This is a genomic window from Ignavibacteriota bacterium (assembly GCA_016713565.1).
Classification (GTDB): Bacteria; Bacteroidota; Ignavibacteria; order Ignavibacteriales; family Melioribacteraceae.
In genome coordinates, this window is record JADJOX010000008.1 from 858,516 (window position 1) to 872,483 (window position 13,968).

Sequence of the window (13,968 nt, forward strand, 5' to 3'; positions counted from 1 at the left end):
TCCCGGAAATTACGTTGCAAATATCATGAATCCATTATTTTAATCTATGGATTCGCGATAAATGAATTCGAGAATGACAATGATGAAAGTAAACATGATTAATGAAATGAAAATATTAACCAACATTTTTATAAACACAATTGACAACAATTTCATTCCGGTAAATATTTACTTTACCGAGGCAATTCAAAAAATTGAAAAAATTTTTGATAAAGAATTTACATGGCAAGAATTAAAGGGTAAAGAAAATAAAGAAGAAATATTAAAACAAATTCCTCAACAAAATTTAACTGCCAACGCAAAAATTATTGATGGAAATTTTAATATTGTTATTCCCGGAACAATTGATCCGCACGTTCATTTTGATACTCCCGGATTTGAATTTAGGGAAGATTTTGAACATGCTTCAACCGCTGCTGCTTACGGAGGAGTAACAACTATAATTGATATGCCGTGTACATCGCTTCCGCCTGTTACTTCAGCGGATAATTTTCAAGCAAAATTAGAAGCCGTAAAAAATAGAAGTCTGATTGATTTTGCTTTTTGGGGCGGTATTTGCGGAAATGATTTTGAAAATGGAAAAGATGTTCAGAAACAAATTTATGAATTAAATGAACTTGGAGTTGCCGGTTTTAAAACTTATCTAATTTCCGGAATGGAATCTTTTAAAGACCTTAATCTTGATCAAATGAAGTATGCGGCTAAATATTTAAAACTGATAAATAAACCTCAAGCTGTTCATGCCGAAGACAAATTTATGATTGAATCAAAAAGGCAAAGGTTTAAAGCGGCAAGCCAAAATTCATGGGAATATTATTGTTTAGCCAGAAATTCAGATGCTGAAGAAAAAGCAATTCGCGATATGATTTCTTTATCAAAAGAATTTGGTCAAAAAGTTCATATTGTTCATTTGAGTTCTGAAGCAGGATTGAATGCTATTCGTAAAGCGCAAAATGAAGGAGTTAAAATTACCACAGAAACTTGTCCCCATTATTTACAATTTACTCAAGATAGTTTTTTGAATGACAAAATTAGAAATTTCCTAAAAACCGCTCCTCCTGTAAAATTGAATAATGATCTAAATGCATTGTGGAATGGATTGAAAGATGGATCACTTTCATTTGTTACTACAGATCACGCAGGCTGCGATCCTTTAGAAGAAAAAGTTGATGAAAACTTTTGGAATGTTTATGGAGGAATTCCGGGAGTTGAACATCGAGTGCCATTTTTGTTCAGTGAAGGATTTATGAGAAACAGATTAACATTTGAGCAAACAGTTAATTTACTTTCAACAAATGCTGCGGAATATTTTAATTTAGCAAAAAAGGGGAAAATAGAAGAAGGATTTGATGCTGATTTTGCATTAATAAATTTATGGGATTCTGAAATTGTTAAATCAGTAAATATGAAAAGCAAAGGGAAATACACTCCATTTGAAGGACTGTCCTTTAACGCAACTGTAGAAAAAACAATTCTTCGCGGAAATGTAATAATGGATGGCGAAAATGAGATTGAACAAAAAATTGGTTATGGTAAATTTATTGAGGTAAAATCTTGAAAGTTATCAATGCTTGGATTTGCAAAATTAAAGATAATTCAGTTATTCCAATCTTTGGTGATTTAGAAATAGAAGAAGGAAAAATTGTAAAAATTGAAATTCGACAATTTGATTTATTAAATTTACGTACTTCAGAAAACTCTGAAACAATCGATGCTAAAGGTAGAGTCCTTACAATCCCAAATGTAAATTTTCATGATCACATTTATTCAAGATTAGCTAAGGGTTTGGACATCAAAGGAGACATGTCAAACTTTCCTAATATTCTAAAAAACCTTTGGTGGAAGTTGGATTCACTTTTAGATTTGGAAATGATTGAAGCTTCTGCAAAAATTGCCGCGCTTGAATCAATTCAAAATGGCGTTACTTATATTGTTGATCATCATTCATCTCCTAATTTTGCCAAAGATAGTTTAAGAACAATTTCAAAAACGCTGGAAGATTTTAATTTAAGAAATGTACTTTGTTTTGAAACTACCGATCGTAATGGAAAGGAATTAAGTGAAAATGGATTTAATGAAAATATAAATTTCCTCAAAAATTATACTACTGTAAATTCAAAATCACTTTTGGGTTTGCATGCTTCCTTCACATTGGATAATGATAGTTTAAAAAATGCTTCAAAATTAATTATTGAAAATAATTGGGGAATTCATGTTCATATTTGTGAAGATAAATCAGATGTTCATTTAAGTCAGGAAAAATATTCGGCAAAACCGATGCTGAGATTTGAAAAGTATAATTTGTTAAATGATAAAAGTATTTTAGCCCATGGTATTCATTTGGATGAAGAAGATTTTGAGTTAATTAAAAACTCTAAAGCTTCACTTGTTTTTAATTTAGATTCCAATATGAACAATTCAGTTGGTTTGCAGAAGTTTAAAATGATTCCAAAAGAAATTCCAATTTTAATAGGCACAGATGGAATGCATGCTGATGTTGCAAGATCATTTAAGGAACTATTTCTTCAATTACGTAATGCCGGCTTATCATTTGATGATTCTTTTAGTTTTATGATTAAAACATATTTTGATCAAAATAATTTTATTAAAAAGTTTTTCCCGGATTTTACGAATCTGCAATTATTTGAAAGAGCGGATTTTATAATATGGGATTATGTTCCTCCAACGCCACTTAACCAAAATAATTTCTGGAGTCATTACATTTATGGGATTATAGAAAGACCAATTAAAACAGTAATGCAAAATGGTGAAATATTATTGGATGAATTTAAATTTAAAAATGTAAATGAATCAAAAATATTAAACGGAATTTATTCACAAGGTGAAAGATTATTTAAAAAATTTAATGAGGAAAAATAATGAACATTACTGATGAAATTCTGAAAAAATCGGAAGAATATAAAGACTACACTGCCAAGAATTTATCCGAAATGATAAAAGTTAAATCGCTTAGTTTACAAGAAAAAGAAGTCTGCGAAAAAATAAAAGCTATGATGGAAGAAGCAGGATTTGATGAGGTAAGAATTGACGGACTAGGAAATGTAATCGGCAGAATTGGAAACGGACCAAGAGTTATTGCTTTCGATGGACACATAGATACAGTCGATTTGGGCAATTTAGAAAATTGGGATTTCGATCCCCTTGGCGGCGAAATAAAAGACGGGTTTGTTCACGGTCGCGGAAGTGTTGATCAAGAAGGAGGTCCGGCAGCTTTTATTACAGCTGGAAAAATAATTAAAGAATTAGGACTCGAAAAAGATTTAACAATTTATTTTACAGCAACTGTAATTGAAGAAGACTGCGACGGGCTTTGCTGGAAGTATATTGTGGAAGAAGAAAAAATAAAACCGGAATGTGTAGTGATTACTGAGCCGACAAACCTCAATATTTATAGAGGTCATAGAGGACGAATGGAAATAGCGGTTTCGTTTTATGGAATATCATCACATGGATCAGCGCCGGAAAGAGGAAAGAATGCAATTTACATGGCATCAAGAGCAGCATTGGAAATTGAAAAATTAAATGAAAGATTAGCGAATGATGATTTCCTTGGAAAAGGTACAATTACAATTTCAGAATTTAAATCTAAAAGTCCTTCACTTTGTGCGGTATCCGATTTCGCAAGACTTCATTTGGATAGAAGATTAACTTGGGGAGAAGATAAAGATTTAGCTTTAAATCAAGTGAAAGAAATTGTGAAAGATATGAATGCAAAAGTAGAGCTGTTGGACTATGAAGAGATTGCTTATACCGGATTAAAGTACGGCATGCAGAAATATTATCCTACATGGAAATTAGAAGAAGATCATCCTTTAGTTTTAAAAGGAGTAGATGCTTATAAAGATTTATTTAAGTCAAATCCTAAAGTTGATAAATGGACTTTTTCAACAAACGGGGTTACAATTCGTGGTTATTATGGTATTCCTGTAATTGGTTTTGGTCCTGGCAATGAAGTTTTAGCGCATGCACCGAATGAAAAAGTTCCGACTGATCATCTGGTTAAAGCGACCGCTTTTTACGCAAACTTTGTATCAAGGTATTAATAAAAATTAAAAATCTATCCGGAGTAATTATGGAAAACAAATTAAAGGGAAAACATTTCCTAACATGTGAAGATTGGACTAAAGAAGAATTAGATATTGTATTTAATAAAGCTTTTAAACTTAAAGATGAATTTTATAAAGAAATTCCTCATTTGGAATTGCCTCACAAAACATTATTTATGATGTTTTTTGAGCAATCAACAAGAACAAGAAATTCTATGGAAGCCGGAATGACACAGCTTGGCGGTCACGCGCACGATTTAACTCCGGACAAAATGCAAATAACCCATGGTGAAGTAGCAAAGGATACGGCTATAATTTTATCAAGAATGGGACACGGAATTGCGTGCAGAAATTGTTTTTACGGTGTTGGTAAAAAATATTTAGATGAATTAGCCGCGTATTCAAGAAAACCGGTTATGTCTCTTCAGGATGATGTTTATCATCCATTTCAGGGTTTGGCTGACTTGATGACTATTTTCGAACATTTTGATAAAAATCCAAAAGGTTTGAAAGTAACAATTGCATGGGCTTATGCTGATACCCATTCAAAGCCGCTTTCCGTACCGCAAACTCAAGCATTGCTTTTTCCTCGTTATGGCATTGATGTTACTATTGCCAATCCAAAAGAATTCCCATTAAGTCAGAATATTTTGGATAAAGCGCATAAAAATGCTGAAGCTGGAGGAGGAAGTATAAAATTGACAAATGATATGGACGAAGCGTTTGAAGGTGCGCATGTTGTAATTCCAAAAAACTGGGGCGGATTTGGAAAATATTCTGTTAGTGATTACCTTACAAATGAAGCTTCATGTAAAAGAGAAATGGCTGAAAATTTAGCGAAGTATAAAAGTTGGATCTGCGATGAACGAAGAATTAAATTAGCTGATAAAAACGTAAAACTTATGCATGCGCTGCCGGCAGATAGAAATAATGAAGTAACGGATGAAATTTTGGATAACCCGAATATTTCAATTGTATTTGATGAAGCAGAAAATAGACTGCATACGGCAAAATCGATTATGTCTTTAACAATGTAGTTCTCTATACCTTGAAGTAAATTTGAACCGCGCATGGTTACAAAAAATAATAAAGGCTTTCGGAATAACCGAAAGCCTTTAAAGTTAATCTTCCAAATAACCGAATTTACCGTTATTAAAATCACTGTATGCCTGGAAAATTTCTTTTTTTGTATTCATAACAAAAGGTCCATGAGCTGCTATCGGTTCATCTATCGGTTCACCGCTCAACACTAAAACTACAGAATCACTCAATGCTTTTATTTTGAAATTTTCGCCATCATTTGCCATAAGCGCTAAATTATCAACCGGTACATTTTCGGAATCATTAATTAAAACATTTCCTTCAATTACTAAAACAATTGTGTTAAAATTTGAAGGAAGTTCAATATCAAATTCCGCTCCTTCTTTCAGTTTCGCGTTGTACATATGTATTGGAGTAAAAGTAGAAGCACTGCCGTTGATACCTTTGTAATTACCCGCAATAACTTCAATTTCGCTTCCATTCTCATCAAGTTTATGGCGACTGATATCTTCATTTTTTATAGCTTGATATTTCGGATCACTCATTTTGACTTTAGAGGGAAGATTAACCCATAATTGTACCATTTGAAATAGTCCGCCTGTTTTACTCCATTCTGTTTCATGATATTCTTTATGGAGGACACCGCCTGCTGCCGTCATCCATTGAACATCACCTTCGCCGATTACACCGCCGCCGCCACTGCTGTCGTGATGCTCAACTTTTCCTTTATATGCGATTGTTACGGTTTCAAATCCTCTATGCGGATGAACACCTACACCTTTCGGAGTTTCTGAAGCAGGAAAAGTATATTTGGAGTTATAATCAAGTAATATAAATGGATTCATTCTTTCCATTTCCAAATGATAACTGCCGGGAATAAAATTGTGAACTCTAAATCCGTCTCCAACCCAGTGGGGTTGAGGTGGTTTTGAAACTAATTCAACTGTTCTTGTTTTCATAACATTTCTCCTTGTTAATTTTAATATCGTAAAATTAACTTAAGTTAAAGCATTATTAATTGATTTATGTTAAGAAATTATTTCTTGCTGTTTCTTAAAGCTAAATCACGGCGAATACGGCTTAAACTTTCTGGTGTTATTGAAAGATAAGAAGCAACCATGGTTTGAGGAACTCGAAGAAGGATATCAGGATAAGTTTCAACAAATTGAAGATAACGGTCCTCGGCAGATTGACTCATTAACATTGTTAATCTGTTTTGTAAAACACGAATTTGATTATATAATAATTGTTTATTCAGATCTTTAAAAACCGGAAATAAATCTTCAAGTTTTTTTAAGAAGGTATCATCAATAAATGCAATTTTAGACGGTTCCAAAGTTTGAATAAAATATTTGGAAGGTTCGTTAAAATAAACAGTTTCGTATTCGGTAACGAACCAATTTTCGGGAAAAAACTGCAGGATATGTTCTTTGCCATTTTTATCGAAATAATATTGCCGTAATAGTCCGTCTTCAACAAAGAAAGTATGACTGCAAAATTCATTATTTTGAATTAAAAATTCACCTTTCTGATATTCTCTAATTTGGCAATTTTTTTGTATGGAAAAAATCTCATCATCGCTAAGATTTAAATTAGATGTTAAATATGATTTTAAACTAAATTCTTTCATTTATTATAATTTGGGTTTAGTATAGTCAATTAATTTTTTAATATGATTGGATTCACCAAATGAATTTACAATTACAAATAAAAAATTATTTTAAAATTTTAATTTCATTATCAAATAAATTAACTCCGCCTTTAACGCCAAAATCAAGGGTTGTAACATTATATGCAATAGAAATTTTTTCTTTTGCAAATCGATTTTTAATAGATATAATTGCGTCACTTACTGCTTTCTGATAATCGTCATTATTCTTAAATTTAATCCAAAACCTTAATTGAAAATTGTATGAAGAACTTCCAATGTTAGTATAGTAAAAATCTATAGTTTCACCTGTTAATAATTCAGGTATTTTTTTCATCTCGTCAAGCGCTACATCTTTAACATGATTTAAATCATCGCCGTATGAAACGCCTGTTTCAAGTACAATTCTTCGTTTCTGAAATGTTGAAAAATTTGTAAAAGTGTTGCTGTAAATAATTTGGTTAGGAACAAAAACTTCTTGACCCGGAACCGTATTTATTGTAGTTGTCAGCCATCCTATTTCATTTACTGTTCCATAAGCGCCGTCAATTAATACCCAATCACCCTTTTTAAAGGGACTCTGAATGCTTAATAAAAATCCGGCAAAAACATTTGATGCAATATCCTTAAATGCGAAACCAGCGACAATTCCAATAATTCCCGCACCTGATAAAATTTTAGTTACAACTTTTTCTAAGCCTAATATTTGCAAAGCAAATAATGTCCCTGAAAATAAAAACAAAAAATAAATTATAGATGAAATAATTTTGGTAATCTCGAAATTTCTTTTTAACACTCTAGAAAAAAATTTTTTACTTAATTTAACAATTAGCTTTGCGAGCAAATAAAACAAGATAAAAACTATAATTGCCAGAATTATCTCCGGAATAAAGCTAACAGCTTCTTTTTGCCAGCTCTCTAAAATTGATTCTACATTGTTTACTTGAGTTATCATAAAATGAAAATATAGTAATAGATTTAGTTATCTGGTTTTGTATAAATAAATGAAATTTTAATACAAGTTAACCAATTAAAGTTAATTTGTATTAAGGAGTTTTTTATAAGGAAATTATTTATTGCATAAGTTATTATTTCTTTAGTTCGTTTTCAATTTCCAATCTAATTGAATTGTATTTTTGATTGAACTTCTCTGGGATAGAATTTGCTACATTGTGTAATCTCTTTAATCTAAACGATATTAGAACGCTGAATATACCTGTAGCAATAAATGCCAGACCTGTCCAAACTACAATTGTTATTCCCGCAAAAAGCGGATTCCAAATTAGTATAAATGAAAATAGTAGTCCCAAAACTGCAAAAAGCATTAAAAATTTCCAATTTTTTATTCCAAAGTTTTTTAATTCAAGCGAAAAACTTATTGAAGAAATGGAGCGAAACATAACTAAAAATCCAACATAAAATGGTAGAGTTGTTAATGATATAGCTGGATTCAATATGAGCATATTACCTAATACAAAAGTAATGATACCGAAAGTTAGTGACCAACCCCAACTATCAATTTCATCTTTATTTGAAATTGAGAATATGATTTCCGAAAATCCCGAAATAAGAAATGAAATACTAAATAAAATTGATAAAGCAACATATGATTCGAGTGGAGACAAAAATGTATATAAACCAATTAAGATGAAAATAATACCGACAATTAAAGGCATGTACCAATGTTTAATTGAGTTATTAATGGTTTTGAAAAAGCTGTTTGCCATATCTTTATCTTCTTAAATTTATAAATATTAGAAAAATAATTACTATAAAAAAGTAAGAAATTTGGATTATAATAAAAAGATTTAAATGAAATAAAGTTAAAATGTTCTAAAATTAATAATATTGAATGTTTTGATCAATAAAAATTAAACATAAACAAAGAATTTATGATCTGCGGATAAATCAAAAAATTTAGTAAATTTTAATGCATCCAATAATCGAAATACTTTTAACTGATTTTTTTAATTATTTAATAGAAATATATGCTGAACAACTATTGTTATAAATGCTTTAATTGTAAGTCGGAATTTAATTCTAGTGAAATTGAAAGTAACGAAATTTATCTATGTCCAAAATGCGGAAAATTAGAAAAAAATAAACCGCTTGTTGGAGTTTTGGAGATAATTTATGACTACAACCATATAAGTCAGAAGATCACTAAAAAAGAGTTTTTAGAAAAAAGTGCCGGTAAATTTTGGCAGTATCCTTATTTGTGGCCGATAAAATTTAAGAATAATGAAATTGATCATATATCGGAAACAAAACTTAACAAACTTGTACTTTCCGAAAATCCGATTTCCAAAATAAATTATGGAAATAAAGTAATAAAGATTTTTGACGATTCAAGAAATCCTACTTTATCGTATAAAGATAGAGCATCAATATTAGTCGCAGTAAAAGCAATTCAATTAGGAATAAATGAAATTTCTGCCGCGTCTACAGGAAATGCGGGTTCTTCACTTGCCGGAATTTGTGCAAGACTTGGTTTAAGATCAAATATCTTTGTGCCGAAAAATATTCCGGAAAGCAAGCGTATACAAATACAATCATTTGGGGCAAATATTTTTGTAGTTGACGGAGATTATGATTTGGCGTTTGATCTTTGTTTGGAAATTTCAAAAAAGAAAAATTGGTATAACAGAAACACGGCCTATAATCCGCTTACAATTGAAGGAAAAAAATCTTCCATTTACGATATGTTTATTTCATTGAACGGGAATTTGCCGGAAAATATTTTTATTCCTGTTGGTGATGGCGTTATAATTTCGGGAATTTATAAAGGTATAAGAGAATTATTTGAACTTGGATGGATTGAAAATTTACCAAAATTAATTGCAGTTCAAGCTGAAGGCAGCAGTGCAATTGCTGATTATCTGGAATACGGAAATTATGAATACAAACCTGCTGTTACAATTGCCGACAGCATTAATGCCGGAGCTCCGAGAAATTTATATTCAGCCGTTGAAGCAATTAAAAATACAAATGGAAAGGGAATTAAAGTCAGTGATGAGGAAATTATATTCGCGCAAAAAATATTATCAAGGCAATTTGGAATTCTAGCCGAACCCGCGGCTTCGGCTTCTTTTGCGGGTTATATAAAATTATCAAACAAAAATGAATTATACGGTGATTCAATAATTATGATAACCGGAAACGGATTGAAAGATATTTTATCACTCAAAAGCTGGAATTCAATCCCCGAAGTTAAATCATATGAAAATTGGATTAACGAATTAATTTAAAAATATAAATAGATACATTATAGTTTAATAAATCATTTTAAATTAACTTTAATTATAAAATGATTTCTAACTCTACTAACAGTTCTGCAATTCAAAATTATGGTGCAATTTATTTGAACGGATTAATAATTACCGCAGGTTTATCTAAACGAATGGGCGACTTTAAACCATTGTTGACTTATAAAGGCATTTCTTTTCTTGCGAACATTATTTTAAAACTTAATCTAATTTGCAGGAAGATTATCATTGTTACAGGTTTTAATTCGCAAAAAATTATTGACGAAATAAATAATCTTCCTGAAAATATTAAAGAAAAAATTGAGATCATATACAACTCTAATTATGAAAATGGAATGTTCACTTCACTTCAATGCGGTTTGACAAATTGTTATTCCGACTTTGTAATTTATCATTTTGTCGATCAGCCGAATATACCTGAAGTATTTTATAATGAATTAATTTCAATAAATAATACTCAGTTTGATTGGATACAGCCAAAATTCAATGGCGAAAAAGGACACCCGATTGTTTTTAATCAAAAAGTTATAAAAAAAATTATCGCCGCCGATTTTAATTCAAACCTAAGAAATCTTTCAGCATCAGAAGAAATAAATAAATATTTTTGGGAATGTAAATACAGAGAAATTCTTTTTGACGCTGATACTCAAGGAGATTTTGCGAAAATTAATAAATAAATAACATGAAAATAAAACTAATTCAATCATTAACTTTTCTTTTTATTCTGCCGATATTTTATTTTTCCCAAACTGATGATTATAATAAAATAACAACTGTAGATTCAGTAGATTTGAATAAGTATGTTGGTACTTGGTATGAAATTGCGAAAATCCCTAATTCGTTTCAAGATCAATGTGTAAAAAATACAACGGCAACATATAAAATAAACAACGAAGGCGATATTGAAGTAGTGAATAAATGTATTGATGAAAAAGGCGAATTTGATTCCGCTGATGGAATTGCGAGAGTCGTTGATAAAAAATCAAATTCTAAATTGGAAGTTAGTTTTGTAAGTATTTTTGGTTGGAATATTTTTTGGGGAGATTATTGGATTTTAGGCTTGGACAAAAATTATAAATATGCCGCTATCGGTACGCCTTCCAAAAAATACGGCTGGATTTTGAGCAGAACTCCAAAATTGAGTAAAGAAGAAATGGAAATATGCTTTTCAATATTTGAGAAAAACGGATACTCAAGAAAGTTATTTGAGTTGGATAAGCAAGAATAAAATATAAAATAAATTTAGAGTTAAAAATGAAAATCAAATTTCTATTTGTGTTCTTAATGGTTTTGTTTGTAAATGTATTTTCTCAAAATTATGTTTTAAAATCACCAGATGGAAAACTATCAGCCAAAGTTGAAAATAATAACGGGTTAAGATATACTTTTTCATTTAACGAAACGAACATACTTGAAAACTGTGAAATTGCTATAAATATAGACGGGGAATTATTTCCTTCAAAAAATGAGAAAATAATTAATTTCAGAAATTCTGAGATAAAAGAAAAAATATTCCCTCCGGTTTCCCAAAAAACTTCCGTGATTGAAAATCAGTGCAATGAATTATTATTAGTTTACGCCAATAATATTTGGGTTGATTTCAGAGCTTACAATAATGGTTTTGCGTATAGAATAATCAGCAATTTTGACAAACAAATTAAAGTTGTTAATGAAATTGTTGACCTTAATTTTTCTCAAAATTTTTCAATTTACTTCCCAGAAGAGGAAAGTTTTATTTCACATTATGAAAGAATATATAAATACATTAAACTTAATGAAATAAAAGAAAATCAATTTTGTTCATTGCCGGCATTGGTCGATTGCAATAACGGACTTAAAATCGGTATAACCGAATCGGGACTTTACAGCTATCCAAATTTATTTTTATCCGGAAGTTTGTCAAATAAATTGAAAGGAATATTTCCAAAATATGTTATCAAATCAGAACCAAAAGAATCTTCAGACCGATCGGAAATAATTACAGAAGATAATTTTATTTCTTCATCCAATGGAAATAGGAATTTTCCATGGCGTATTTTTATGGTAAGCGAAAAGGATAAAGAACTTATAGAAAATCAATTAGTTTATATTTTATCTGATTCAAGCGTTATTAAAGAAACAAGTTGGATTAAACCCGGGAAAGTTGCATGGGATTGGTGGAATGCTCTTAACATTTACGGCGTTGATTTTGAATCTGGCATTAATACAAATACATATAAATATTATATCGACTTTGCAAACAAGTACGGTTTGGAATATATTATTCTTGATGAAGGCTGGTCGAAAACTACAACAAATATTTTGGAAAGTAATGATAACCTCGATTTGAAAGAATTAATAGAATACGGAAAAAGCAAAAATGTGAGTGTAATACTATGGGTTTTATGGAAACCTTTGGATGAAAAATTGGAAGAAGTTTTAGATCTCTTTAAGGAACTTGGTGTTAAAGGAATTAAAGTAGATTTTATGCAAAGAGCTGATCAGAAAATGGTTGAATATTATGAAAAGGTTTTAATTGAGGCTGCCGAGCGTCATTTACTTGTCGATTTTCACGGAGCCTATAAACCAAGCGGTTTGTTTAGAAAATATCCGAATTATATTTCAAACGAAGGCGTAAAAGGATTGGAAAATTGCAAGTGGAGTGAAGAAATTACTCCGGCTTATGATTGTACAATTCCTTTTATCAGAATGTTAGCCGGACCAATGGATTATACGCCGGGCGCTATGATAAATTCAGAAGAAGGAAATTTTAAATCAATTTTTTCAAAACCGATGAGCCAAGGAACTCGCGCCCATCAAATTGCGCTTTACGCTATTTATGAAAGTCCGCTGCAAATGTTAGCTGATTGTCCCTCAAACTATTATGCAAATCCAATATCCGCTGAATTTATTTCTAAATTTCCAACTACTTGGGATGACACTCATGTTATTGACGGTAAAGTTGGTGAATTCGTGATTGTCGCACGTAAAAAAGACAATGTATGGTATATTGGCGGTATTACAAATTGGACTGAAAGAAATTTAGAGATAAAATTAGATTTTGTGGATAAACAATTATATAATATCAATTTGGCTGTTGACGGTAAAAATGCAAATAAATATGCGAGCGACATAAAATTTTCAGAAGGTAAAATTTCAAAAGGGGAAACTCTGAAATTACATTTGGCAAAAGGCGGAGGATTTGCGGCAATTCTAAATGCTGTGAATTAATAAAGCCATCAAGAAAAACTGATCTCAACTTTATTAATAACTTCAATCCAAGAGCAAATTATTGGAAATTCATTAATATTTGCGGAAAGTTTTTTATTAGATGGTAAAAAAGTAATATTCACAATTTTATTTTGAACTAAATTTTTTGTAAATAGATAAAATTTACTTTCAGAGTTTTTTGTGACCATCTTCAAAATATAGCTTTTATTTTTATCCACAAAAGTTGCGCATTTAATTTCGTCTTTATTTATAATAGAAGCGGCTGCTAAAAAGCATTCTTCATTACTGTTTTTCCCGGATTTTTCTTCAAGTTCTAAAATAATTTTACCAAAAGAATTTTGTTCTTCAATTCTCTTGTAAAGTTTTTCTAGTGTAGAATCCTCTGTCGGTTTTTTAAGGTCGGCATTCAATTGTTTCAGAAAATCTAATTCTTTTTCAAACTTGCTTTCATTTGCAAATATGAATTTATATGTATCCTCTGAAAGGGATTCTGGATACATTATATATTTGAATAGATCTTGTTCTGTTATGTCCATAACAATAAATGAATATTCAAGTTAAAAATAATGAAATTATTCAAAATTACAAAAAATACTTTTTGTCAAATTATAGATATAATATTTATTTATAATGGTTAACTTTTTTTAGTTAATAAATTTCTTTAAATAAATTTTCTAAATTTTGTTAATATTTATATTTTAGTAGTTAGTGAATTTTCCAATAATTCAGTTATTCT

The 13,968-nt window shown here is 30.3% G+C and carries 13 protein-coding genes; 8 read left to right on the top strand and 5 right to left on the bottom strand.

Going from position 1 to position 13,968, the window contains the following annotated elements:
- Window positions 1–97: 97 nt before the first annotated feature.
- The 4 genes from allB to IPK06_18425 are packed head-to-tail and all read left to right on the top strand — an operon-like array spanning window position 98 to window position 5,104.
- Window positions 98–1,558, top strand: a complete 1,461-nt coding sequence (gene allB / locus IPK06_18410) for an allantoinase AllB (GenBank protein MBK7981941.1) — start codon at window positions 98–100, stop codon at window positions 1,556–1,558.
- Window positions 1,555–2,880, top strand: a complete 1,326-nt coding sequence (locus tag IPK06_18415) for an amidohydrolase family protein (protein ID MBK7981942.1) — start codon at window positions 1,555–1,557, stop codon at window positions 2,878–2,880. The genes allB and IPK06_18415 overlap by 4 nt, the downstream gene beginning before the upstream one ends.
- Window positions 2,877–4,064: a YgeY family selenium metabolism-linked hydrolase gene (locus IPK06_18420; protein ID MBK7981943.1), complete on the top strand. Its 1,188-nt coding sequence runs from the start codon at window positions 2,877–2,879 to the stop codon at window positions 4,062–4,064. The genes IPK06_18415 and IPK06_18420 overlap by 4 nt, the downstream gene beginning before the upstream one ends.
- Before the next feature lie 29 nt (window positions 4,065–4,093).
- Complete coding sequence (locus tag IPK06_18425; GenBank protein ID MBK7981944.1) at window positions 4,094–5,104, top strand: ornithine carbamoyltransferase; 1,011 nt, start codon at window positions 4,094–4,096, stop codon at window positions 5,102–5,104.
- A gap of 84 nt (window positions 5,105–5,188) precedes the next feature.
- Here IPK06_18425 and IPK06_18430 read toward each other — a convergent pair whose 3' ends face one another.
- The 4 genes from IPK06_18430 to IPK06_18445 form a co-directional block, all read right to left on the bottom strand.
- Window positions 5,189–6,067 carry a pirin family protein gene (locus IPK06_18430; GenBank protein MBK7981945.1) on the bottom strand — a complete coding sequence of 293 codons (879 nt, stop codon included), beginning with the start codon at window positions 6,065–6,067 and terminating at the stop codon, window positions 5,189–5,191.
- A gap of 77 nt (window positions 6,068–6,144) precedes the next feature.
- A complete protein-coding gene (locus tag IPK06_18435; protein MBK7981946.1) occupies window positions 6,145–6,738 on the bottom strand; it encodes a Crp/Fnr family transcriptional regulator in 594 nt (197 codons plus the stop codon).
- 85 nt (window positions 6,739–6,823) lie between these two features.
- Complete coding sequence (locus tag IPK06_18440; protein ID MBK7981947.1) at window positions 6,824–7,711, bottom strand: mechanosensitive ion channel family protein; 888 nt, start codon at window positions 7,709–7,711, stop codon at window positions 6,824–6,826.
- A 133-nt stretch (window positions 7,712–7,844) separates the two neighbouring features.
- Complete coding sequence (locus tag IPK06_18445) at window positions 7,845–8,483, bottom strand: DUF308 domain-containing protein (GenBank protein ID MBK7981948.1); 639 nt, start codon at window positions 8,481–8,483, stop codon at window positions 7,845–7,847.
- Window positions 8,484–8,744: 261 nt separating this feature from the next.
- Here IPK06_18445 and IPK06_18450 point away from each other — a divergent pair, with 261 nt between their 5' ends.
- The 4 genes from IPK06_18450 to IPK06_18465 are packed head-to-tail and all read left to right on the top strand — an operon-like array spanning window position 8,745 to window position 13,232.
- Window positions 8,745–10,004, top strand: coding sequence for a pyridoxal-phosphate dependent enzyme (locus tag IPK06_18450; protein ID MBK7981949.1), 1,260 nt, complete (start codon window positions 8,745–8,747; stop codon window positions 10,002–10,004).
- A 59-nt stretch (window positions 10,005–10,063) separates the two neighbouring features.
- Complete coding sequence (locus tag IPK06_18455) at window positions 10,064–10,699, top strand: NTP transferase domain-containing protein (GenBank protein ID MBK7981950.1); 636 nt, start codon at window positions 10,064–10,066, stop codon at window positions 10,697–10,699.
- Window positions 10,700–10,704: 5 nt separating this feature from the next.
- Window positions 10,705–11,250 (top strand): lipocalin family protein, encoded by a 546-nt coding sequence (locus tag IPK06_18460; protein ID MBK7981951.1) that lies wholly within the window; start codon window positions 10,705–10,707, stop codon window positions 11,248–11,250.
- 26 nt (window positions 11,251–11,276) lie between these two features.
- Window positions 11,277–13,232, top strand: a complete 1,956-nt coding sequence (locus IPK06_18465; GenBank protein ID MBK7981952.1) for a glycoside hydrolase family 97 protein — start codon at window positions 11,277–11,279, stop codon at window positions 13,230–13,232.
- Window positions 13,233–13,240: 8 nt separating this feature from the next.
- Here IPK06_18465 and IPK06_18470 read toward each other — a convergent pair whose 3' ends face one another.
- A complete protein-coding gene (locus IPK06_18470; GenBank protein MBK7981953.1) occupies window positions 13,241–13,768 on the bottom strand; it encodes a hypothetical protein in 528 nt (175 codons plus the stop codon).
- Between the last annotated feature and the right edge of the window lie 200 nt (window positions 13,769–13,968).

Bases quoted from the DNA above. Each gene is read 5' to 3' on its own strand.
- IPK06_18465 (MBK7981952.1), top strand. From the start codon at position 11,277: ATGAAAATCAAATTTCTATTTGTGTTCTTAATGGTTTTGTTTGTAAAT.
- IPK06_18425 (MBK7981944.1), top strand. From the start codon at position 4,094: ATGGAAAACAAATTAAAGGGAAAACATTTCCTAACATGTGAAGATTGG.
- IPK06_18450 (MBK7981949.1), top strand. From the start codon at position 8,745: ATGCTGAACAACTATTGTTATAAATGCTTTAATTGTAAGTCGGAATTT.
- IPK06_18445 (MBK7981948.1), bottom strand. From the start codon at position 8,483: ATGGCAAACAGCTTTTTCAAAACCATTAATAACTCAATTAAACATTGG.
- IPK06_18435 (MBK7981946.1), bottom strand. From the start codon at position 6,738: ATGAAAGAATTTAGTTTAAAATCATATTTAACATCTAATTTAAATCTT.
- IPK06_18430 (MBK7981945.1), bottom strand. From the start codon at position 6,067: ATGAAAACAAGAACAGTTGAATTAGTTTCAAAACCACCTCAACCCCAC.
- IPK06_18470 (MBK7981953.1), bottom strand. From the start codon at position 13,768: ATGGACATAACAGAACAAGATCTATTCAAATATATAATGTATCCAGAA.
- IPK06_18440 (MBK7981947.1), bottom strand. From the start codon at position 7,711: ATGATAACTCAAGTAAACAATGTAGAATCAATTTTAGAGAGCTGGCAA.
- IPK06_18455 (MBK7981950.1), top strand. From the start codon at position 10,064: ATGATTTCTAACTCTACTAACAGTTCTGCAATTCAAAATTATGGTGCA.
- IPK06_18460 (MBK7981951.1), top strand. From the start codon at position 10,705: ATGAAAATAAAACTAATTCAATCATTAACTTTTCTTTTTATTCTGCCG.